Origin of the sequence: Streptomyces sp. NPDC006294, from assembly GCF_042870895.1 — a bacterium.
Taxonomy (GTDB): Bacteria; Actinomycetota; Actinomycetes; order Streptomycetales; family Streptomycetaceae; genus Streptomyces.
Window position 1 is genome coordinate 415463 of record NZ_JBIAHV010000004.1, and the last position, 20108, is coordinate 435570.

General features: G+C 73.0%; 22 protein-coding genes and 2 pseudogenes. 11 read left to right on the top strand and 13 right to left on the bottom strand.

Annotation, left to right across the window (positions count from 1 at the left end; translation table 11 throughout):
* Positions 1–9: 9 nt before the first annotated feature.
* Entirely contained in the window at positions 10–375 is a 366-nt protein-coding gene (locus ACFYOP_RS09715) for a VOC family protein (protein WP_356891768.1), read from the top strand.
* Here the strand turns inward: ACFYOP_RS09715 and ACFYOP_RS09720 are convergent.
* Positions 372–1463: a hypothetical protein gene (locus ACFYOP_RS09720; RefSeq protein WP_356891766.1), complete on the bottom strand. Its 1092-nt coding sequence runs from the start codon at positions 1461–1463 to the stop codon at positions 372–374. The genes ACFYOP_RS09715 and ACFYOP_RS09720 overlap by 4 nt on opposite strands.
* A gap of 116 nt (positions 1464–1579) precedes the next feature.
* Between ACFYOP_RS09720 and dapD the strand changes: the two genes are divergently transcribed.
* On the top strand, positions 1580–2572 hold the full coding sequence (dapD, locus tag ACFYOP_RS09725; protein WP_356891764.1) for a 2,3,4,5-tetrahydropyridine-2,6-dicarboxylate N-succinyltransferase: 993 nt from the start codon (positions 1580–1582) through the stop codon (positions 2570–2572).
* A 100-nt stretch (positions 2573–2672) separates the two neighbouring features.
* Positions 2673–2876 carry a hypothetical protein gene (locus tag ACFYOP_RS09730; protein ID WP_356891762.1) on the top strand — a complete coding sequence of 68 codons (204 nt, stop codon included), beginning with the start codon at positions 2673–2675 and terminating at the stop codon, positions 2874–2876.
* On the opposite strand, the gene dapA is transcribed toward ACFYOP_RS09730, so the two are convergent.
* Positions 2861–3769: a 4-hydroxy-tetrahydrodipicolinate synthase gene (gene dapA, locus ACFYOP_RS09735; RefSeq protein WP_356891760.1), complete on the bottom strand. Its 909-nt coding sequence runs from the start codon at positions 3767–3769 to the stop codon at positions 2861–2863. The genes ACFYOP_RS09730 and dapA overlap by 16 nt on opposite strands.
* A 131-nt stretch (positions 3770–3900) precedes the next feature.
* On the opposite strand from dapA, the gene ACFYOP_RS09740 reads away from it, so the two are divergent.
* Entirely contained in the window at positions 3901–4551 is a 651-nt protein-coding gene (locus ACFYOP_RS09740; RefSeq protein WP_356891758.1) for a DUF4232 domain-containing protein, read from the top strand.
* A 26-nt stretch (positions 4552–4577) separates the two neighbouring features.
* Here the strand turns inward: ACFYOP_RS09740 and ACFYOP_RS09745 are convergent, their stop codons facing one another.
* Positions 4578–6443, bottom strand: a complete 1866-nt coding sequence (locus ACFYOP_RS09745; protein ID WP_356891756.1) for an endonuclease/exonuclease/phosphatase family protein — start codon at positions 6441–6443, stop codon at positions 4578–4580.
* A 276-nt stretch (positions 6444–6719) separates the two neighbouring features.
* Between ACFYOP_RS09745 and ACFYOP_RS09750 the strand changes: the two genes are divergently transcribed.
* On the top strand, positions 6720–8150 hold the full coding sequence (locus tag ACFYOP_RS09750; RefSeq protein WP_356891754.1) for a hypothetical protein: 1431 nt from the start codon (positions 6720–6722) through the stop codon (positions 8148–8150).
* A gap of 431 nt (positions 8151–8581) precedes the next feature.
* Here ACFYOP_RS09750 and ACFYOP_RS09755 read toward each other — a convergent pair whose 3' ends face one another.
* Positions 8582–9349, bottom strand: coding sequence for an SDR family oxidoreductase (locus tag ACFYOP_RS09755; RefSeq protein WP_356891752.1), 768 nt, complete (start codon positions 9347–9349; stop codon positions 8582–8584).
* A 110-nt stretch (positions 9350–9459) separates the two neighbouring features.
* On the opposite strand from ACFYOP_RS09755, the pseudogene ACFYOP_RS09760 reads away from it, so the two are divergent.
* The 3 genes and pseudogenes from ACFYOP_RS09760 to ACFYOP_RS09770 all read left to right on the top strand — a co-directional run.
* Positions 9460–9798: pseudogene (locus ACFYOP_RS09760) on the top strand (alkaline phosphatase PhoX); the annotation flags it as partial.
* Positions 9799–9835: 37 nt separating this feature from the next.
* Entirely contained in the window at positions 9836–9982 is a 147-nt protein-coding gene (locus tag ACFYOP_RS09765; RefSeq protein ID WP_356891750.1) for an alkaline phosphatase PhoX, read from the top strand.
* A 63-nt stretch (positions 9983–10045) separates the two neighbouring features.
* A complete protein-coding gene (locus ACFYOP_RS09770) occupies positions 10046–10276 on the top strand; it encodes a hypothetical protein (protein WP_356891748.1) in 231 nt (76 codons plus the stop codon).
* 76 nt (positions 10277–10352) lie between these two features.
* Here ACFYOP_RS09770 and ACFYOP_RS09775 read toward each other — a convergent pair whose 3' ends face one another.
* The 3 genes from ACFYOP_RS09775 to ACFYOP_RS09785 form a co-directional block, all read right to left on the bottom strand.
* Positions 10353–11564, bottom strand: coding sequence for a TerD family protein (locus tag ACFYOP_RS09775; protein WP_356891746.1), 1212 nt, complete (start codon positions 11562–11564; stop codon positions 10353–10355).
* A gap of 45 nt (positions 11565–11609) precedes the next feature.
* Positions 11610–11828: a hypothetical protein gene (locus ACFYOP_RS09780; RefSeq protein WP_356891744.1), complete on the bottom strand. Its 219-nt coding sequence runs from the start codon at positions 11826–11828 to the stop codon at positions 11610–11612.
* A 76-nt stretch (positions 11829–11904) separates the two neighbouring features.
* On the bottom strand, positions 11905–12729 hold the full coding sequence (locus ACFYOP_RS09785; protein WP_356891742.1) for an NAD(P)-dependent oxidoreductase: 825 nt from the start codon (positions 12727–12729) through the stop codon (positions 11905–11907).
* Positions 12730–12967: 238 nt separating this feature from the next.
* Here ACFYOP_RS09785 and ACFYOP_RS09790 point away from each other — a divergent pair, with 238 nt between their 5' ends.
* Both ACFYOP_RS09790 and ACFYOP_RS09795 read left to right on the top strand, forming a co-directional pair.
* A complete protein-coding gene (locus ACFYOP_RS09790) occupies positions 12968–13912 on the top strand; it encodes a 5-dehydro-4-deoxyglucarate dehydratase (RefSeq protein ID WP_356891740.1) in 945 nt (314 codons plus the stop codon).
* Positions 13909–15051 carry a hypothetical protein gene (locus ACFYOP_RS09795; RefSeq protein WP_356891738.1) on the top strand — a complete coding sequence of 381 codons (1143 nt, stop codon included), beginning with the start codon at positions 13909–13911 and terminating at the stop codon, positions 15049–15051. The genes ACFYOP_RS09790 and ACFYOP_RS09795 overlap by 4 nt, the downstream gene beginning before the upstream one ends.
* Positions 15052–15063: 12 nt before the next feature.
* Here ACFYOP_RS09795 and ACFYOP_RS09800 read toward each other — a convergent pair whose 3' ends face one another.
* From ACFYOP_RS09800 to ACFYOP_RS09825, 6 genes are all read right to left on the bottom strand, one after another.
* On the bottom strand, positions 15064–15234 hold the full coding sequence (locus tag ACFYOP_RS09800; RefSeq protein WP_388451206.1) for a hypothetical protein: 171 nt from the start codon (positions 15232–15234) through the stop codon (positions 15064–15066).
* A gap of 299 nt (positions 15235–15533) precedes the next feature.
* Positions 15534–16190, bottom strand: a complete 657-nt coding sequence (locus tag ACFYOP_RS09805) for a response regulator transcription factor (RefSeq protein ID WP_356891736.1) — start codon at positions 16188–16190, stop codon at positions 15534–15536.
* Entirely contained in the window at positions 16187–17464 is a 1278-nt protein-coding gene (locus ACFYOP_RS09810; RefSeq protein ID WP_356892138.1) for a histidine kinase, read from the bottom strand. Before ACFYOP_RS09810 ends, ACFYOP_RS09805 begins: the two co-directional genes overlap by 4 nt.
* A 20-nt stretch (positions 17465–17484) precedes the next feature.
* Positions 17485–18462, bottom strand: a complete 978-nt coding sequence (locus tag ACFYOP_RS09815; protein ID WP_356891734.1) for a hypothetical protein — start codon at positions 18460–18462, stop codon at positions 17485–17487.
* A gap of 98 nt (positions 18463–18560) precedes the next feature.
* Entirely contained in the window at positions 18561–19031 is a 471-nt protein-coding gene (locus ACFYOP_RS09820) for a GNAT family N-acetyltransferase (RefSeq protein WP_356891732.1), read from the bottom strand.
* 2 nt (positions 19032–19033) lie between these two features.
* The gene (locus ACFYOP_RS09825) at positions 19034–19804 is read right to left on the bottom strand and encodes an IclR family transcriptional regulator (protein WP_356891730.1); all 771 of its coding nucleotides are present in this window, start codon (positions 19802–19804) and stop codon (positions 19034–19036) included.
* Between the two features lie 126 nt (positions 19805–19930).
* Between ACFYOP_RS09825 and ACFYOP_RS09830 the strand changes: the two are divergent.
* Positions 19931–20108 (top strand): annotated as a pseudogene (locus ACFYOP_RS09830) (aldehyde dehydrogenase (NADP(+))); the annotation flags it as partial.

The window sequence follows — 20108 nt, forward strand, 5'->3', positions numbered from 1 at the left end:
CTGGCGGGCATGGCCGTTTCTCTGTACCAGATCGCGATCGACTGCCACGACGCCCCGAAGCTCGCCCGGTTCTGGGCGGAGGTCCTCGACTGGAAGATCCTCTACGAGGATTCCGAGGAAATCGTCATCGGGGCCGGGGCGAGCGTCCTGCCCGGCATCGTGTTCCTCACCGTGCCCGAGGACAGGACCGTCAAGAACCGGCTGCACCTCGACCTGAGCCCCGACGACCGGGACGCCGAGGTGGACCGGATCATCGGCCTGGGCGCCCGCAGGATCGACGTCGGGCAGGGCGAGGACGTGACCCGGGTCGTCCTCGCCGACCCCGAGGGCAACGAGTTCTGCGTGCTGCGGCCGAAGAAGACGCTGGTGGACTAGCTCGCGGCAGGCGGCTGTGCGGCGGCCTCGGCGAGGGCCGGGGCCAGGTTCTCCTTGCGGATGCGCTGGTCGACGTAGAGAAGGGTCACCACCAGTTGCGGGAACGCGGCGGTGAGGATCTGGCCGACCAGCGAGCTGAGCAGGCCGAAGACCAGCACGACGATCCCGGCCGTGAGGGCGGCCCCGCTGCTGGAGACGTCCTGTGTGAGACCCGGCGCGAACAGGTTGGCGAACGAGAACGGCAGCCTGATGAAGAAGCCCGCCACGGCGGCCATGAGCGTGGCCAGCAGCGAGATGCCGAAGATCCGCCACCATGCGCCGTCCACCAGCCGCGAGGAACGCTTCATCGCCGCGATCGTGCCCTGCCCCTCGAAGACGGCCGCTGCCGGGGCGAGGCTGAACTTCACCCAGAGCCAGACGGCCACGGGGGCGGTCGCCAGCATGCCGAGTACGCCGATCAGGGCGAGCCACCCGTAGCCGGCGCCGCCCTCGTTCAGAGTGATCGTCATGATCGAGAGGAACATCGAGAAGAAGGCCATGGCCATCAGCACAGCGGGGACCGCCACGATCAGGGCCGTGAGAAGGACGGCGCCGAGCACCGACCACACCCGCCGCACGCTGCGGCGCCAGACGGTGCCGAAGGCGGACGGGCGGCCGAGGACCGCGTCCTGGAGGACGGCCGGGCAGCTCGCGTAGATCAGGGCGTTGGCGGTCAGCATCACGAACACGCCGACGAGATACACCGCGCCGAAGCCGACGACCAGCGGCCAGACGTCGTCCCAGCCGGGCGCGGCGTCGGAGTCCAGTACCTGGTGGAGCCGGTCGGAGAGCGCCAGATACGCGACGGCGATGACCGCGCCGACGACCACGAGCGCCATGCCGTACGCGGCGAGGGCCATGCCGAGCAACTGCTTCCAGTGGCGGCCGATCGTCGCGAACGCCCCGCCCAGGATGTCGCCGAAGCCCAGCGGCGCGAGCGGGATCACCCCCGGCTTGGGAGGCGGCGGCATCCAGCCGCCCCAGCCGGGCGGCGGGCCCGGATACGGACCCGGCGGGCCTGCGTGCGGCGGTATGTCTCCGTAGGTCATCGAGGTCCCCCGAGTGGCTGTGTGCGTGATCCGGTGCTGTCCGGACGGCACACCGTAGCGCCCGGCACCTGAGACCGGTTGGCCCGGGTGCCGTCTCGCCGGTTAGGTTTCCTGTCATGACCGACACGTCTTCCGCACCCCGTACCACCGGCGCAGTCGCCGCCGGACTCGCCACCGTCACCGAGGACGGCGTCGTTCTCGACACCTGGTTTCCCGCGCCCGAGCTCGTCGCCGAGCCCGGTCCGGCCGGCACCGAGCGGCTGACCCCGGAGCGGGCCGCCGAGCTCCTCGGCGCGGCCGCCGCGAAGGCCGTCGGACCCGACGCGCGCCGCGGTGTCGAGGTCGTCGCCGTGCGCACCGTGATCGCCTCGCTCGACGACAAGCCGCTGGACGCCCACGACGCCTATCTGCGTCTGCACCTGCTCTCCCACCGGCTCGTGAAGCCGCACGGGCAGAGCCTCGAAGGCGTCTTCGGCCTGCTGGCCAACGTCGCCTGGACCAGCCTCGGCCCCGTCGCCGTCGACCAGGTCGAGACCGTCCGGCTGAACGCCCGCGCCGAGGGCCTGCACCTCCAGGTCACCTCGATCGACAAGTTCCCGCGGATGACCGACTACGTCGCGCCCAAGGGCGTGCGCATCGCCGACGCCGACCGCGTCCGGCTCGGCGCGCACCTCGCCGAGGGCACCACCGTCATGCACGAGGGCTTCGTCAACTTCAACGCGGGCACGCTCGGCACGTCGATGGTCGAGGGGCGCATCTCCGCCGGCGTCGTCGTCGGCGACGGCTCCGACATCGGCGGCGGCGCCTCCACCATGGGCACCCTGTCCGGCGGCGGCAACGTGATCATCGCGATCGGCGAGCGCTGCCTGATCGGCGCCGAGGCGGGCGTCGGCATCGCCCTCGGCGACGAGTGCGTCGTCGAGGCCGGCCTGTACGTCACGGCGGGCACCCGGGTCACGATGCCCGACGGCCAGATCGTCAAGGCGCGCGAGCTGTCCGGCGCGAGCAACATCCTCTTCCGCCGCAACTCGGTCACCGGCACGGTCGAGGCCCGCCCGAACAACGCGGTGTGGGGCGGCCTCAACGACGTGCTGCACAGTCACAACTGAGCCGCCGCTCCCGCTCCTTCGTGTGACTCTGCGTAACCTCCGCCCGGGTCAGGGCGATAAGCAGGCCGGACGCAGGGTCACACCAAGGGGAGGAACCGACATGAGGACCAGGCTGACCGCTCTCGGTCTGTGCGCGCTGTTCGCGGCGGGGATGCCGCACGGGGCCGCGCACGCCGACGAGACGCACACCGACGCGCACAACGGGCACCGCGTCACGCTGATCTCGACCGGGCAGATCGACGACCCGCTCGAGGACGTCCTGGAGCACGCCGCGATCCTCGGCAGCACCTACGTGTACGACTGAGGCGTGTCGCCGGTCAACTCGGTGTACGCGCGCAGCAGCCCGTCGGTCGCCTCGCGGCCGGCGGGCTGCAGCGGTTCGCGCACCGGACCGGCCGGCAGATCCAGCGCCGCGAGCAGCGCCTTCGCGGTCACGGTCCCCGGCAGGCCGGACGCCATCATCAGCTCGGCGAGCGGCAGGGTGCGCTGGTTCAGCGCCGTCGCACGGGCGTTGTCGCCCGCGTCGTACGCGTCCAGCGCCGCCCGCAGCTGCGGGCCCGCGACATTGGCGACGGTCGAGACGAAGCCCGCGCCGCCCACCGCGTACAGCGGCAGATTCAGCTCCTCGCAGCCCGAGTAGTAGGCCAGTGGGCTGCGCGCGATGACCTTCGAGCTGCCCAGCAGGTCGTATGCGCAGTCCTTCACCGCGACGATGCGCGGATGCTCCGCGAGCCGCAGCATCGTCTCCGGCTCGACGCGGGTACCGGTGCGGCCCGGGATGTCGTACAGCATCAGCGGGACGCCGACCGAGTCCGCCACCTTGCGGAAGTGCGCCTCGACGGCGGCCTGCGGGGGGCGGCTGTAGTACGGGGTGACCACCAGCACGCCGTCCGCCCCCGCCGCCTCCGCGGCCCGGGCCAGCTCGACCGTGTGCCGGGTGTCCGGGGTCCCGACGCCGGCGACGACCGAGGCTCTGCCGCCGACCGCCCGCGCCACCGCCCGGACGAGCGCGGCCTTCTCCTCGTCCGAGGTGGTCGGCGACTCGCCGGTGGTGCCGGAGAGCACCAGACCGTCGCAGCCGCCGTCGACGAGACGCGTCGCGAGCTCCTGGGCGCCGTCGAGATCGAGGGAACCGTCGCCGGCGAAGGGCGTGACCATGGCGCACATGGCGCGGCCGAAGGGAGGAGAGGAGGTCATGTTCGCAGTGTGAACGCCCGCAGGGTTCAGCTCCAGTTAAATCTGCTTCATCCCTTCATGAAGCAGCGCTGACGGATCTGCCGGACCTGGCATGATCGGCGCGGGGACGGGGCGACCGGGAGGGGACCGGCATGGCGGGAACGATACGGCGGACGGCGTCCACGGCCGCGGCCGTGCTGATGGCGGCCGGGACGCTGAGCGGCTGCGGCAGCGAGCGCGGCAGCGGAGCCGAGGGGGCAGCGGCGCGGGACCGCGGGTACGGGGTGCAGCCCGAGGAACTGGACCCGTCGGACTTCGCCCGGTACGGCGAGCCGTCGGCGGAACCGGCACCTGGGCCGACGGCGGCTACGCCCACCACGTGCCCGGACTCCGGAGCCGCCGTGACCACCGGCGTGGTGGACGCGGCCATGGGTCGGCGGGCCGTCGTGGTCGAGCTGGTGAACTGCGGCACCGAGCCCTACCGGGTCGACGGCTATCCGGGCATCGCCGCCCTGGACCAGGACCGCGACCCCCTGCGGCTGACCATCACCCACGACCACCCGTACACCGACGCAGGCCGTGACCAGGGGCCGAAACCGCTGACCCTCGCGCCGGGGGAGAGGGCGAAGTCGGTCCTCAACTGGAACAACCGGGTGACGTCCTTCGAGGCCGTGACCGAAGGCGCCTACCTGGTGGTCACCCCCAAGGAGGGGGAGCCCCCGCAGACCCTGCCGTTCCGGCTGGACATCGGCACGCAGGGGGAGCTTGACGTCACGGCGTGGGCGCGGGACCTGCTGCACTGAGGGCCCCGCGCCCACGTTGACGGGTCCTACGGGCGGAAGCGCAGCACCTGCGGGTCGTGGTCGCTGTTCTGGTCCGCGAACTCCGCGTTGATGTGCACGCTGTCGTAGCTGAAGCGGCGGATCGACGGGCTGGTCAGGATCTGGTCGAGCACCTGGCTGTTGCCCTGGTACACGTACGAGTAACGCTCCGACCGCGGCAGGGACTTGACGGCCGCGTGGAGCACGCCGCCGTCCGTGAGCGCCTGCGTCGTCCGCGAGAACTCGAAGTCGTTGATGTCGCCCAGCACCAGCACGTCGGCCTTGCGGTCGACCGCCAGGATGTCCTTGACGAAGGCGTTCACCACCTGCGCCTGCTCGAGACGCTGCGCCTCGGACGAACGGTTCGGCGGCTGGTGGTGCGAGAGCAGCGACTCGTCGCCGCCCTTCGAACCGAAGTGGTTCGCGATCACGAAGACCGTACGGCCGCGGAAGGCGAACTCACCGGCCAGCGGCTTGCGGCTGTCCTCCCAGGCGCCGCTCGCCGGGTCGATACGGCCGGGGGACAGCGACAGGGCGGCCCCGCGCTGCTCCCGCACGACACCGGTCGCCGTCGTCGCGTCGCCGCCCGCGCGGTCGGTGAAGGAGACCCGCTCCGGGTTGAAGAGGAACACCTGGCGGATGTTGCCGCCGGGCTGGCCGCCGTCCTGGTTGTTCTGCGGGTCGATGCCGCGCCACTCGTACGCGGGGCCGCCCGCCGCGACGATCGCGTCCGTGAACTTCTTCAGCGTCTCCTCGGCCGACACGGTGCCGTCGTTCTTGGCGCCGGTGTCGTCCTGGATCTCCTCCAGGGCGAGGATGTCGGGCGAGGCCAGGTTCTCGACGACGCCCTTCGCCAGCGCGTCGAACTTCGCCTGCGGGTCGGACGGGTCCAGGTTCTCCACGTTGTACGTGGCCACGGCCAGTTCGCCGTTCCGCTGGGGGCGGGTCCGCTCGCGCTCCAGGCCGCGGTCGAGGACCGTGCCGAGGGTGCGGGCCGTGACGGTGTAGCCGCCGTACTGGTTGAAGTCCATCGGCCCCTCGGTGACGCCCGTGAGCACGTCACCGACGTTCGCCTTCGGGAAGGGCTGCTGCGCGAGCGGGACGAGCGACTCGATCTTCAGCCGGCCGGTGTTCTGCGACTCGTACGAGCCGTAGACCGTGCCGCCGCGCCGGTTGTCGTTCTCCCACGGCTTGACCGTCACCCACAGCGCCGCGTACGGGTCGGTGGCGCCGACCACCCGCGAGGTGCCGATGCGGACGTTGGAGCCCTCGAGCGACTCGTAGTAGTCCAGGGCGTAGGCGCGCGGGTCGAGCGTGCGGCCGTTGATGCTGCCGCCCGCCGCCGGGTCGCCCTCCGGGGCGTAAGCGGAGGGCACCGACCAGGCGGAGACCGTGACCGGCTCTGGCACCTCGTTGCCGGACGAGACGACGGTGACCGTCGCCCGCGTGATCTCCGTCAGCGACTGGTTTCCGGAGGACGTGCCGCCGGGGACGTACTCCGTGACCGTGCCGGAGACGGTGACCCGGTCGCCGACCGCGACGGCCGGCGCCGAGCCGGTGTAGACGAAGACGCCCTCACTGGTGGCGGGGTCGCCGTCGGCCTCGGTGTCCTGGAACCAGAAACCGCGGGAGCCGAAGGTCCGCACGCCCGTGACGACGCCCGGCACATCGGCGACCTGACGGCCCACCAGCGGGGATATGCGGGTGTTGCCCTGGATGTCGTGGATCCGCACCTGGGCGGCGGCCTCGGCCGCGGTCCCGCCGGCGGAGTCCGCCGCGGAGGCGCTCGCGGAGCCGGCGAGCAGTCCCGCGGCCAGTGCGGCGGCGACGACGGCGGCTACGGCGGTGGTTCTCGGTACGACGGAGGAAGGCATCAAGGTACTCCGGAGGGTGAGGGACGAGGGGTTGTGGGCCCGGTCGAGGGGCCGACAGGTTCTACGCGCGTCAATCTCTTGGCTGAGCAGGGCACTTGTCAAGAGTCGAAGGGTGTACCGCGGCGGAAGCCCCGATGAACCCGTGGGGCGCGCCGCGGGCCGTGCGGCCGTACCGGGCAGGCGCGGCGAAGCGGCACGAATTACGTCTACGCTGGGGCCCGTCCAGTCACCCACAAGGCCGCCCGGAGCCGGTACGCCGCGGAGGAGACCCACCAGATGCCCGAAGACCGCCCCATCCTCCCACCGGTACGGCTGCACTCGGACGCGGAGCTGGCGCGGGCCGCGCTGGCCACCCCGCTGCTGGCCCGTGCCGTCCGGCTCGCCCGCTGGGCGGACTCGCGGACGAGGGTCGGCGTCGGCGGCGAACTCGTCGACGAGCAACTGCAGGCGGCCGCGGAAGCGCTCGGTCTGGGCGGGGACGACGACGGCCCCGCCTGCGCGAGCGAGGCGTGGCGCGTCGCCGTCGACACCGGACTCGTGGACATCGAGGACGACGCCGGTGCCGACGGTGGCGGCGTCGTCGCGGGCGCCAACCTCGCCCGCGTCACCGGAGGTTCGCCGCAGGACGTGCTCGGCCTGTGGCTGGACGCCCTGGACGTCGCCTTCGCCGACGCCATCGCGCCCCTGCTCGACGACATCACCGACGTCATCGGCGACGACGGCGAGATCGACGTCGACGCGCTCGACTGGGACCCCGAGGCGGAGGCCGCCTTCCTCGACGGCGTGCTCGGCAACCTCTACCTGCTGACCGTCGCCGAGGACGTCGCCGGCGAGGAGTCCGTCCCGCTGCCCGTGCTCGCCGCGTCGATGATCGTCCCCGAGGACATGGGCGAACCCACCGACGACGTCCTGGAGCAGGTCTCCGAGGCGATGATGCGCCTCGACGACCAGTTCGTGCTGCTGGAGTCCGTCGGCCTCGTCGAATACCGGCCCGTGGACGAGGCGTTGATGGCCGAGGACGGCGCCGGCCCCCTCGTCGACGAGGACGACATCACCCGATACGGCCTCGTCCGGCTCACCCCGCTCGGGCTCTACGGCATCAGATCCCGCCTGCGGGACGCCGGAGTCGACGTGCCCGCGGTCGGCGACCTCGCGGACAAGGGCGCGGAGGTCCTGCTCGACGGGCTCGCCCGGTACCCCGAGATCTCCGCACGCGCGGAGACCGAGCAGTGGCTCGCCCGGCGCGCACCCGCCGACGCCGCCCGCGAACTCCTCGCCGCGGCACGCGGGGACGACCCGGGCGCGCCGCTGCGCCGCCTCCACTGCCAGCAGGCGCTCACCCTCGTCGGTCTCCCCGCGGAGCCCGCCGTGCGCGACGCCCTCGACGACCCGCAGCTGGGCGGCCTCGCCCGCGTCTGGCTCGCCGAACGGGGCGCGAAGGACGTGCCCGCGCCACCCGAGCCGATGATCTTCTGGCTGGCCATCGACACGATCGCCGCGCAACTCGCGGCGGGCGGCGAGGCCGCGGAGCTCCAGGACCTGGTGGAGGGGCTGGTCGGGCAGCACAGCGGGTTCTTCGACGCGGCGTGGCGGGTGGACCACCCGGCGACGGCGGACGTGCTGGAGGCGATGGGGCGGCTGCACCGGGACAGGGCGGCGGCGAAGGAGGCGCGCAAGGCGGCCTTCAAGTCCCGCTCGGCTCGCTGACGCTCGCGCGCGTTGCCGGGCGTGGCCCGGTCCGGTCCGGAGGCGTGGCGTGCCCTCGTGGGGCCTTGGCGCTGTCCGGTCCCAGGGCCTGGTGGCCCAGTCGGAGGCGCGGCGTGCCTGTAGGGCCCGTCCAGGGGGTGCCGGTTGGCGGGTCCGGTCGGTGGGCGCGGGCTTCCCGGGGGCGGGCGGGTTCGGTCGTGGGTGCGGCGTGCCCCGGGGCGCGGTGCGCCGGTGAGTGGTGCGGGGGGCGGGGCCTCCGTAGGGGGATCCCGGACTGCTGTCCTCACCGCGCTTCGCGCGAGTTGCGTCGCTTTACGTCCGGTCACCCCCTCCTGCGACCCTACCCCCCTCCCGCCGCGTGGAGCCCGTCCCGCCCGGTGGGTCGGCCGGGTGCGTGACCCGGACTGACCGGGTCGCGCCCGGACGCGTCGCTACGTGCGGAGGTGGGACGCGCCGTTGAGGTCCAGGATCGTGCCCGACGACCACTGCGCCTCCGGGGACGACAGCCACAGGACCGCCGACGCGATCTCGTCCGCGGAGGCGACCCGGCCGAAGGGGCTCTGGGCGCGGATCGCGTCGCCCTCCGGACCGGTCAGGCGGTCGGCGACGCGCTCGGTGTCGAAGAAGCCCGGCGCGACCGAGGCGACGCCGATGCCGTAGGGCGCGAGGGACACCGCCAGGGACTGGCCCAGCGCGTGGACCGCAGCCTTCGTCGCGCCGTACGCCGGGTGGTCCGGCTCGCCCCGGAACGCCCCGCGGGAGCCGATGTTGACGATCCGGCCGCCCGTCCCGTCCGCGATCATGCGCCGCGCCGCGAGGTGGCTGAGATGCGCCGTGGCGAGCAGGTTCACGCTGACGTGCCGCTGCCAGATCTCGGCCCACTCCTCGTACGGCGTGTCCGCGAGCGGGTGACGCACGTTGACGGCCGCGTTGTTGACGAGGACGTCGATGCCGTCGAGGCCGGCGAAGGCCCGGTCGGCGACGTCGGCCGCCCCCGGCGCGTCGGACAGGTCGCCGCCGACCAGGACGTGGCCCGGGCCGGGCAACGCGTCCAGGGTGCGGCGTGCGTCGTCCTCACGGGTGCCGTAGTGGACGGCGACCCTGTCGCCGTTCGCGGCGAAGGCGTGGGCGACGGCGCGGCCGAGTCCCCGGGACGCTCCGCTGATCAGGACGCGGCGTCCGGTGCTGGGCAGATTCATGACGGCGAAGGCCTCTTCCGATGTCGTACGGCGTTCAAGTGCCGTTTATACGCGGGCACGAGGGTGTGGCACACATCCGCCCGCCCGGACGCGCCCTCCGGGAGACCTCGATGTCGCTGACCCGCAGGGATTCCACCAAGCAGTCCGCCCTCACCGGCGCGGGCGTGGCCCTCACCGGGGCCGCCGGCGCGCTCGCCACGGCCCCGGGCGCCCTCGCTGCTGCGGCGGCCGCGCCGGCCGAGGGGGCGAGGCCGACGGGCAGCGAGGGCCCGGCCTACGACCCGGCCGCGCCCGGCGGCTGCACCGTCGTGGAGAGCCACCGCGGCGGCCGGATCGCGCAGTGGGTCGGCGTCGCGGGCGCCGTGCAGAACTGCGCGGGCGGCTCGACCCCGTGGGGGACCTGGCTCACCTGCGAGGAGACCGGGGACCGGGCCGGGAAGAACGGGCTGCTCCCGTACGTGCCCGATCGCCCGCAACGGACTCAGTGTGGGGACCGACGAGGACCCCCACTACGGCGAGTTCGCCGGCGTCGTCTTCTCGCCCGACGGCCGCACCCTGTACGTCAGCATCCAGACACCGGGCGTCATGTTCGCGACCACCGGACCGTGGAAGCGGCACGGGAACCGGCAGTGACGGAACCACTGCGAAGCATCAGGGCGTGGCGTGGTGCGGGGCCGGGGGCGCATACTGAAGGCAATGACAAAGTCAGCCGGTTCCCGGCGCCACCTGCCGTCCAGCCCCTTCAACCGTCCGTCCCTGGAAGAGCCGCCGATCGAGCGTTATGAAGCGGGCGACAGGGTGTCCCACGACCAGTTCGGTCTCGGGAGAGTCCTCGCTGTGGAGGGAGACAACGCCGCTGTGCTTGTCGACTTCTCCGGCAGGCAGGGCCGCATCCTCAGCCCGTTCTCCAAACTGGCCAAACTCTGAGCACGTCCCGATTGAACAGTCCCTCCGCCGGGGGCGCCCGCCACACACCGTGACGGGCGCCTCCGGCGGACCTTTTTCAGAGCGCCTGTGCGGCGGGTTTGACCATGCCGCGGACGGTGCGCGACTTCACGAAGTCGCCCATCGCGGTCATCTCCCACTCGCCGGAGAACTGCTTGACCAGCTTGGCCATCATCACGCCGGTCTGCGGCTCGGCGCCGGTCAGGTCGAAGCGGACCAGCTCCTCGCCGGTGGTGGCGTCGATCAGCCGGCAGTAGGCCTTGGCGACCTCGGTGAACTTCTGGCCGGAGAAGGAGTTGACCGTGAAGACGAGGCCCGTCGCGTCCGCCGGCAGCCGGCCGAGGTCCACGACGATGACCTCGTCGTCGCCCGCGCCCTCACCGGTGAGATTGTCGCCGGAGTGCTTGATGGAGCCGCCCAGGATGGTGAGCTTGCCGAAGTAGCAGCTGTCCAGGTGGTTGCGGTTCGGGCCGTAGGCGATGACGGAGGCGTCGAGGTCGATGTCCTTGCCGCGGAAGGCGGGCTCCCAGCCGAGGCCCATCTTGACCTGGGAGAGCAGCGGACGGCCGCCCTTGACCAGGGACACCGTCTGGTTCTTCTGCAGATTCACCCGGCCCTTGTCCAGGTTGATCTTGCCGGTGGCGGCCGGGGGAGCGGCGGGGGCCGCCGGAGGCGCGGCGGGCGGCGGCGGGACGGCCAGCGTCCGCGGGTCCACGGGCGGCGCGGCGGTCACGGGAGGGGCCGCCGGGGCCTGGGCGGCCGCGGGCTCCTCGTCGACGGAGACGCCGAAGTCCGTGGCGATGCCCGCCAGGCCGTTCGCATAGCCCTGGCCGACGGCGCGCGCCTTCCACGCGCCGTTGCGCAGATAGACCTCGACGACGACCAGCGCCGTCTCGGAGCCGAGCTGCGGCGGGGTGAAGCCGGCGATCGCGCTGCCGTCGTCGCTGTTGCGGATGGTGGCGGTGGGCTCGATGCCCTGGAAGGTCCGGCCCGCCGCGTCCGGGCTGGCCGTCACGACGATCCGCTCGATACCGGGCGGCACGGCCGCGGTGTCGATCAGGATCGCGTCGGGCGCCGTGCCGCCGCCTGAGCGGTAGGTGACGCCGGGGCCCTGGGGCTGGTTGTAGAAGATGAAGTCGTCGTCGGAGCGCACCTTGCCGTCGGCGGTGAGCAGCAGGCCCGATACGTCGAGCCGCACCGGAGCGGCGACGTCCACCGCCACGCGAGCGGTGGTCAGAGGGATGTTCGAGCCGGGGGTCATAGCTGTCATGACTGGGGTAACGAGCGAGTCCGCTTTACCGTTCCCTTACTGTTGTCACCTGTTGCGGGGATGATTTCGAGCCAGGCGCTCATTGCCGAATTTGTACGCTCCCGTCCACCGGGCCATCACCAGCTGAGCGTCCCCCGACCCGACCTCCCTGAGGAACTTCTCCGCGCGTGCGCCGCGCAGCGTCCCCGCCGCGCGGCCGCGATGGGTGATGGTGACCGTGCCGTCACCGAGCTGTGCGTAACTGAATCCGAAGGGTTTCGCCATGGCCCTCATCCTCGCTGGCCGGTGACCCGAGCGGCACATGGTTTCACCGGAGTACGGGTCGCGGAGCCGCGCGCCGTCAGTGCGGCCACCGCGGCGGGTCGGTGGTGAAGTGGCCCCCGAGGTGGGCGTGGGCCGGGTTGTCCGGATCGAGTTCGCCGTGCTCCGCGACGAGCTTCGCCGCGTACTGCTCGGAGTCGTCCTGCGGTTCGTAGCCGAGCGCCCGCGCGCTGGTGAGGTCCCACCACAGCCGCGTGTTGGCCGACGAGCCGTAGACGACGGAGTGGCCGACGTCCTCGGCGGTGAGGGCGGCGTGGAAGAGCCGGGCGGCGTCGCCGGGGCTCATCCAGACGGAGAGCATCCGTACCGAGGTGGGCTCCGAGAAGCAGGAGCCGATCCGCACGGAGACGGTCTCGAGACCGTGCCGGTCCCAGTACAGCTGCGCCAGGTCCTCGCCGAAGCACTTGGACAGCCCGTAGAAGGTGTCGGGCCGGTGACGGGTCTCGACCGGGATGAGCTCCCCGGGGGCCAAGGGCGCTTCGCCGTCCGGGCGCGGGACGTAGCCGACCGCGTGGTTGCTGGAGGCGAAGACCACGCGCCGTACGCCCTCCTCGCGCACGGCCTCGTACAGGTTGTACGTCCCCTCGATGTTGGCGCGAAGGATCTTGTCGAACGACGCCTCCAGTGAGATGCCCGCGAGGTGGATGACCGCGTCCACGCCCCGTACGGCCTCGCGCAGGGCGGCCCGGTCGGCGAGGTCGGCGGTGATCGCGTCCGGCTCGCCCTCGACGGGAACGGCGTCGAGGAGCCGGAGCTCGTAGCCGTACGCGGGCAGCAGGCCGCGCATCAGGGTGCCGAGTCCGCCGGCTGCGCCGGTGAGCAGGACGGTACGGGCAGCTGGCATGGGCGGATCTCCTCGAAAAGCTCAAGTCCATGGACTGGATTCATATGCATGGACAAGCTAAGGAGCGGCCCCGTCGTCGTCAAGTGTCGCGCGGATCGGTCGAGGCCGGGTTGGAATGCGGGTTTGCGTCTTGACCCGCGCGGCACGGCTGTCATAGCGTGAACGATGTTCAGAGATATGGACAACAATCATGATTGTGCACGGGCTCGGAGCCCGGAGCACGGCCCAGGGAGCGCCCGTGACCTCAGATCCGCTCGCAGCCCGGCTGACCCGGGTCCATGGACCGCTGTTCTTCCCCGTCACCGCGTACGGACCGGACGGCGCCCTCGACCTCGGAGCCTTCCGCGCGCATGTGCGACGGGGCGTCGACGCCGGCGCGGCCGCCGTCTTCGCCTGCTGCGGGACGGGGGAGTTCCATGCCCTGACCGCCGGGGAGTTCCTCGACTGCGTCGCCGCCGCCGTCGAGGAGACGGCCGGCCGGGTGCCCGTCCTCGCGGGCGCCGGCTACGGCACCGCGCTCGCGGAGCAGTACGCGAAGGCCGCCGAGCAGGCCGGTGCGGACGGACTGCTCGCCATGCCGCCCTACCTCGTCACCGCCGACCAGGCCGGCCTGCTGTGCCACTACACCCGCCTCGCCGCCGCGACGTCGCTCGACGTCATCGTCTACCAGCGGGACAACGCGGTCTTCTCCCCCCGCACGGTCGTCGAACTGGCCAAGGTCCCGCGGATCATCGGCCTCAAGGACGGCCTCGGCGACCTCGACCTCATGCAGCGGATCATCAGCGCCGTGCGCCAGGAGCTCCCCGAGCGCGACTTCCTCTACTTCAACGGGCTGCCCACCGCCGAGCTCACCGGGCCCGCCTACCGCGGCATCGGCATCACTCTGTACTCCTCCGCCGCCTTCGCCTTCGCCCCGGACATCGCCCTCGCCTTCCACCGGGCGCTCGGCTCCGGCGACGACAAGACGGTGAACCGCCTCCTCGACGGCTTCTTCGTGCCGCTCGTCGAACTGCGCAACCAAGGCCGCGGATACGCCGTGTCGCTCGTCAAGGCCGGCGTACGGCTCGAAGGGCTGGACGTCGGCCCGGTGCGGCCCCCGCTGACCGAACCCGACGACCGGCACATCGAGGCCCTCGCCGCGCTGGTCACGCAGGGCAGGGCGCTGCTGAAGGAGGGCGTGTGAAGGCCGCCGCTTTCCTGTACCCGTGGGACATCGTGGGCGACCCGGACGCGGCCGCCCGGATCGCGGACCTCGGCGTCCGGCAGGTCACCCTCGCCTCCGCCTACCACTCCACCCGCGCCCTGACGCCGCGCCACCCCCGCCACCGGATCGTCACCGCCGAGTACGCCGCGGTGCTCTACCCGCCCGGCGAGGCGCGCTGGGCCGGGCGCGAGCTGCGGCCGTACGCGGCGGGACAGTGGGCGCCGGGCGACGCGTACGGCGAGGCGGCGGCCGTGCTGGAGGCCGCCGGGCTCGACGTCCACAGCTGGGTGGTGCTGGCGCACAACTCCCGTATGGGCGCCGAACATCCGGACACCTCCGTCGTCAACGCCTACGGCGACCGCTACCCCTGGGCGCCCTGCATCGCACAGCCCGCGGTGCGGGAGTACCTGGTGTCACTGGCGGCGGAGGCGGCGGTCCGGCCGGGGGCGCGGGGCACCGAGCTGGAGTCCTGCGGCTGGTACGGGGCGGCCCATCTGCACGCCCACGACAAGATCGCGGGTGTCGCTCTCGACGACGCGGCGCAGTACCTGATGTCGCTCTGCTTCTGCCCGTCCTGCCGGGACGGCTACGGGAGCCTGGGCCTGGACCCCGGGCGGCTCGCGGCGTCGGTGCGCGACGCGCTGGAGCCGGTCTGGCACGGGCACGGCGCGCCGGTGCGGCCGCTCGAGGAGCAGCCGGCGGAGGCGGTACGGGAGTTTCGTACGCGCGCGGCGCGCACGCTCCAGGAGGACGCGGTCGCGGCGGTGCGGGCCGCGGCCCCGGAAGGCTTCCAGGTCCTGCTGCACGCGGACCCGGAGGCCCACCACTGCGGCGCGAACGCCGGTGTCGACCCGGCGCACATCCTGGCGGTCGCCGACGGCGTCGTCGTGCCGTGCACCCGGGGGCCGCAGCTGCTGGAGCCGTTCGCGGCGCACGCGACGGACCGGACGGTGCTCGCCGCGAACTTCACGGTCGTGACCGGCATGGGCGGCGCGCCCGCCGCCCTCGCGGCGTCCGCCGCGAAGGCCGCCTCCCTCGGCGCGACGGAGCTGCGCCTCTACCACGCGGGCCTGGCCTCCGACGCCGACCTGGCCCAGCTGGGGTCCGCGCTGTCGTAGCCGAGGCCCCCGCTACACCCGGTCACCCGGCAGGGGGCCGCGCTCCGCCTCTGTGGGGGCGGGCGCGGCGGCCCTGCCCGCCCCGAGCACCAGCGCGGAGGCCACCCCCACGGCGCCGACCACCGCCAGCAGCACCCGCACGTCCGCCACCGCCACCAGGCCCGCGCCGATCGCCAGTGCCACCGCGTTCGGGACGAACAGCAGCGTGCTCGCGGTCGCCGCCGTACGGCCCCCCCCACGCGGCGGGCGCCTCCCGTTGCACCGCCGTCATCGCCGCGATCAGCACACACGGCAGCCCCAGTCCGATCGCCCCGCTGCACACCAGCGCCACCGCGTCGTACGGGAGCGCCCGCAGCGCGGCCCCGGTCGCGAACACCGCGATGCCGGCCGCCGCGAGCACCCGTTCCGGCAGTCGGCGCAGCAGCGGCCCGCCGGCAGTCCGCTCAGTACGGGAGTTGGCCTGCTCTTCGCGTGCGGTCCCGTCAGCGGGGCGAGACGAAGCCCGATTCGTACGCCGCGATCACCGCCTGGGTGCGGTCCCGGGCGCCGATCTTGGCGAGGACCGCCGCGACGTGGGTCTTCGTCGTCGCCGGGCCCACGCCCATCCGGCCGGCGATCTCCGCGTTCGTCAGGCCGGTGGCCATCAGCCGCAGCACCTCCCCCTCGCGCTCGGTCAGCCGCGCCGCCCAGCGCGGCGCGGCCGCGGGCCGGCTGCGGCCGTACGCGGCGGCGAGCGCGCGCACGGCCGACGGGAACAGCAGCGAGTCGCTGCGGGCGACCAGCCGTACCGCCTGCACCAGCTCCTGCGCCGCGGCCCGCTTCAGCAGAAAGCCGGCCGCCCCGGCACACAGCGCGTCGTACACGTAGGAGTCGTTCTCGAACGTCGTCACGACGACGATCCGCGGCGGTTCCTCCATGGTGGCGAGAATCTGCTCCGTGGCCCGGATGCCGTCGACCTCCGGCATCCGGACGTCCATCAGCACCACGTCCGGGCGCACCTCCCGCACCAGGGCGACCGCCTCCGCGCCCGTCGCCGCCTCGCCGACGACCTCCAGGTCGGGCTCGGCGTCCAGGATCACGCGCAGCGCGGTGCGCACCATGCGCTCGTCGTCGGCGACGGCGATCCGGACCGTGCTCATCGGCGCCCCTCCAGCGGCAGCGTGGCGGACAGCCGCCAGACCCCCTCGTGCGGCCCGGCCTCCGACCGGCCGCCGAGCAGCACGGCGCGCTCGGCGATGCCGCGCAGCCCGCGGCCGCCTCCGGGGCGCACCACCGGGGCGCGCTCGGGCAGCGGATTCTCCATCCTGATCTCCAACTCGTCGTCGCCTGTGACGATCCACAGTGTCACCGGCGAAGCCCCGGCATGGCGCAGGGCGTTGCTCAGCCCCTCCTGGACGATCCGGTACGCCTCCCGGGAGACCGGCGCGGCCACGGCCGACAGCGCACCCCGGGTGTGCAACGACACCGGGACGCCGCTGCGGGACAGCAGCCCCTGCAGCCCCTGCAGCGTCGGCCCGCCGGGACGCTCCCCGCCGTCACCGTCCTGACGCAGCAGGCCCAGCACCGCGTCCAGCTCACCCACCGTGCGCCGGGTGGTCTCCTCGATCGCGGCCAGCGCCTCCCGTACGAACTCCACGTCCCCGGCCCGGTCGCTGTCCAGCACCTTGCGGGCCGCGCCCGCCTGCAGGGCGACGGCGGACAGCGCGTGGCCCACGGAATCGTGCAGCTCGCGGGCGAGGCGGTTGCGCTCCGCCAGTTCCGTCGCCCGGCGCTCCGCCGCGGCGAGCCGGTCGGCGGGCGTGGGCCCCAGCAGCAGCTGCGCCTGGCGGGCCAGCAGCGCCCCGGCGGCGGCGGACACGGCCGCGAGCGCCAGCAGCATCCCGGCCCCCGCGAGCGGCGCCAGCACCGACGACCAGACGGACGGCCCGAGCCGCAGATACTCCCGTACCCCCGGGATGGCCGGCGCGACGATCAGCGCGACGGCGAACGGCGGCAGCGCGAGGGACACGCCGCTGACCAGCGCCCCGACCCCCATGTGCAGGGTGCACCAGCCCGCGGTGCGCAACCGTTCTGCCCGGGTCCGCGCGTGTCCGTCCGCGAGTCGTTCGCCGGGCACCCCGCACAGCGCGCGGGCGACGCCCACCGACAGCGGCCTGGCCGTCGGGAACAGGCCGGCGATCGCCGCGAGCGGCAGGGCGACGCCGTACGCAGCGAAGATCAGGGCCGGCGAGCGCGGCCACATGGCCTGCTCGCCCGCCAACGGCCCCAGGGACACCACGCCGACCAGCCAGAACGGCATCAACAACGCGCCGCCGAGCACCAGATGGACCCAGCGCAGCCTGGCCCGCCGGCCGAACAGCGCCCGGCCGGCGGCCCGCGGGCTCAGCCCGGACACCGCCTTCGGCCCGGGCATCGTCCGCAGTCCCGACACCGTCACGCGCCGCGCCTGCGGAGCAAGGAGGCCACGGCGCAGCTCAGCAGCAGACCGGAGATCATTTCCCCAGCGTAGGCGAGCGTCAGCAGCGCGGAGGGGCCCTCGGCGCCCTCGGACTCGGGCATGAGGGAGGCGAGCAGCATCCACCCGCCCCAGGCGCCCATCGCGCTCGCCCCGATCCAGGCCGCCGTCAGCGTCGGCCGCAGGGAGAGGGACGGCCGGGGCCGCAGGGCGAGGAGCAGCACGCCGGCGACGGCGACGGCGACGAAGGCGATCCGGGAGAGCTCCAGCAGATAGAAGTCCGTGGTGCGCTGCGCGATCCGGTCGGCCGGGAGCGCGGCCGTCGAGCCGGTCAGCCACAGCGTGTGCATGGCGGCCGGGAAGAGCGCGAGCAGCGACCCCGCGACGGCGGCCGCCCGCATGAAGGGGCCCGTCGCGCGGGACGGCAGGTCCCACACCTGGCCCCGCAGCAGATGGCCCCAGCGGTCCTTGGCGTAGAGCACGAAGAGCGTGCCGAGGGCGATGCCCTGGACGATGAAGCCGCCGTAGACGACGTTGAACACCCAGCCGTCGAGGAACGGTTCGTCCGCCGCGTCCTGCATCCTGCTGCCGCCGAGGGCGACGCCGATCAGCTGCAGCGGGAAGCCGACCATGATCGGCGCGAGCAGCCCGGTCGCCGCCCACATCGGCACGGCCAGCAGCCAGGCCGGCACCCGCCGCCCCCACGGCCGGGTGAGCAGCAGCGCCAGCACGATGACGGCCGCGTCCATCAGCACGGTGACGCTGTTGGCGACGGCCATCAGCACGCGGTGGTCCAGCAGCGGGCTGCCGTCGGGGATGCCGGCGCGGCTGCCCGCGATCCACGTGATCTTCAGCGCGAGGTACGGCGCACAGGCCACGATCGCGACGGCGCGCAGCGCGGACCTGACGGTACTGGGCTGTGGGGTGAGGCCGGTCTCGGCGGTGCTCGTTGTCATGCCCCCACCCTCCCGCCACACCCGGCGGCCGCACGTCCTGCCCGGCGACGATTCCCCTCCGCCACGCGGGGGAGCGGCCCCTGGCCCACCGGAGGGCGTTACGCCCGCAGGGTCAGCAGGACCTCGTCCGTCTCCTCGCCCCGCGCGTTGGCGAACCCCCGGTCCCGTCCCGTCACCACGAACCCGCACTTCTCCAGCACCCGGATCGACCCCGCGTTGTCCGCCGCCGCACGGGCGTGCAGCGGCCGCACCGGCACCGCGTCCAGCAGGGCGCGCAGCGCCAGGGTCGCGATGCCGCGGCCCCAGTGCGCGCGGTCGACGACGTACGTCACCTCCCGCTCCTCCGGAGGCCCGTACACGGCGGTGTGGCCGACCACGGAACCGTCGGCGACCACCGTCCGTATCACCGCGTCCGAGGCGCGGATGCGTGCCCAGTGCGCGTCGAACGCGGCACGGTCGGTGGGGTCCTTACTGGTGAAGGCGGCCATCCGGTTGGACTCGGGGTCGCTCATGTGCCGGAAGAAGACCGGCAGGTCGTTGTCCTGGACCTCGCGCAGTACGACGTTCATCTTCAGAGCCTCCGGGTGGCGAGTGTGAGACGGTCGCGGGCGTCGAACAGCGCGTCCTTGATCATCTGCTCGTGCGCCGGCGTGAGCCGGGCCACCGGCACGGAGCAGCTGATCGCGTCGCGCGCCGGGGTCCGGTAGGGGATGGCGATGCCGAAGCAGCGCAGTCCGAGGGTGTTCTCCTCGCGGTCCACGGCGTAGCCCTGCTCGCGGATGAGGCGCAGCTCCTCGATGAGCTTCTCGCGGTCCGTGACGGTGTGCTCCGTCAGCGGCGCGAGCGTCTCCGGCAGCAGCTTGCGCACCTGCTCGTCGCTGTACGTGGCGAGCAGCGCCTTCCCCAGCGACGTGGAGTGCGCGGGCAGCCGCCGCCCGACCCGGGTGAAGGGGCGCAGATAGTGCTGCGACTGCCGGGTCGCCAGGTACACCACGTTCGTGCCGTCGAGCCGGGCGAGGTGGATGGTCTCCGTGGTGTCGTCGGAGAGCCGGTCCAGCGTGGGCCGCGCGGCGGCCACGACCTCGTCGCCGTCGATGTACGACGTGCCGACCAGCAGGGCGCGCACCCCGATGCCGTACCTCGTCCCCGTCGCGTCCGTCTCCACCCACCCGAGCTCCACCAGGGTGCGCAGCAGCATGTAGAGGCTGGACTTGGGGTAACCGACGGCCTCCTGGACCGCGGAGAGCGAGTGCATGCCGGGCCGCCCGGCGAAGTACTCGAGCAACTCCACCGTCCGTACCGCGGACTTGACCTGTGCTCCACCGGAATCGGCGACTGACATTGCTCTACGCCCCTTCTTGACCGCGCGGAACGCCCGGAAATAGAGTCCCCAGCATTCACCACCAGGAACTGCGTTCAGAATACCGAACGAACCCGGTTGGGTGGCAGAGACCGGAAGGAAGCCGCGATGGCAGCAGCACCAGTCTGGAGTGTCGACCCCCGAACCGGGAAGCAGCGCGAACAGGTTGCGGTGGAGGCCACAGCAGAAGAGGTCGATGTGGTGGTTCGGGCCGCGCACGGTGTCCGTGGGGTCTTGGCGGACCGGGTGGTGCGGGCGGGGTTTCTGCGGTCGGCGGCGGGGGCGT

Excerpts from the sequence above, each read along its gene's own strand:
- ACFYOP_RS09780 (WP_356891744.1), bottom strand. The coding sequence starts at position 11,828 with ATGGCGAAACCCTTCGGATTCAGTTACGCACAGCTCGGTGACGGCACG.
- ACFYOP_RS09750 (WP_356891754.1), top strand. The coding sequence starts at position 6,720 with ATGCCCGAAGACCGCCCCATCCTCCCACCGGTACGGCTGCACTCGGAC.
- ACFYOP_RS09745 (WP_356891756.1), bottom strand. The coding sequence starts at position 6,443 with ATGCCTTCCTCCGTCGTACCGAGAACCACCGCCGTAGCCGCCGTCGTC.
- ACFYOP_RS09805 (WP_356891736.1), bottom strand. The coding sequence starts at position 16,190 with ATGAGCACGGTCCGGATCGCCGTCGCCGACGACGAGCGCATGGTGCGC.
- ACFYOP_RS09770 (WP_356891748.1), top strand. The coding sequence starts at position 10,046 with ATGACAAAGTCAGCCGGTTCCCGGCGCCACCTGCCGTCCAGCCCCTTC.
- ACFYOP_RS09815 (WP_356891734.1), bottom strand. The coding sequence starts at position 18,462 with ATGACAACGAGCACCGCCGAGACCGGCCTCACCCCACAGCCCAGTACC.
- ACFYOP_RS09715 (WP_356891768.1), top strand. The coding sequence starts at position 10 with ATGGCCGTTTCTCTGTACCAGATCGCGATCGACTGCCACGACGCCCCG.
- ACFYOP_RS09775 (WP_356891746.1), bottom strand. The coding sequence starts at position 11,564 with ATGACAGCTATGACCCCCGGCTCGAACATCCCTCTGACCACCGCTCGC.
- ACFYOP_RS09785 (WP_356891742.1), bottom strand. The coding sequence starts at position 12,729 with ATGCCAGCTGCCCGTACCGTCCTGCTCACCGGCGCAGCCGGCGGACTC.
- ACFYOP_RS09825 (WP_356891730.1), bottom strand. The coding sequence starts at position 19,804 with ATGTCAGTCGCCGATTCCGGTGGAGCACAGGTCAAGTCCGCGGTACGG.
- ACFYOP_RS09720 (WP_356891766.1), bottom strand. The coding sequence starts at position 1,463 with ATGACCTACGGAGACATACCGCCGCACGCAGGCCCGCCGGGTCCGTAT.
- ACFYOP_RS09820 (WP_356891732.1), bottom strand. The coding sequence starts at position 19,031 with ATGAACGTCGTACTGCGCGAGGTCCAGGACAACGACCTGCCGGTCTTC.
- ACFYOP_RS09730 (WP_356891762.1), top strand. The coding sequence starts at position 2,673 with ATGAGGACCAGGCTGACCGCTCTCGGTCTGTGCGCGCTGTTCGCGGCG.
- dapD (WP_356891764.1), top strand. The coding sequence starts at position 1,580 with ATGACCGACACGTCTTCCGCACCCCGTACCACCGGCGCAGTCGCCGCC.
- ACFYOP_RS09755 (WP_356891752.1), bottom strand. The coding sequence starts at position 9,349 with ATGAATCTGCCCAGCACCGGACGCCGCGTCCTGATCAGCGGAGCGTCC.
- ACFYOP_RS09810 (WP_356892138.1), bottom strand. The coding sequence starts at position 17,464 with ATGCCCGGGCCGAAGGCGGTGTCCGGGCTGAGCCCGCGGGCCGCCGGC.
- dapA (WP_356891760.1), bottom strand. The coding sequence starts at position 3,769 with ATGACCTCCTCTCCTCCCTTCGGCCGCGCCATGTGCGCCATGGTCACG.
- ACFYOP_RS09740 (WP_356891758.1), top strand. The coding sequence starts at position 3,901 with ATGGCGGGAACGATACGGCGGACGGCGTCCACGGCCGCGGCCGTGCTG.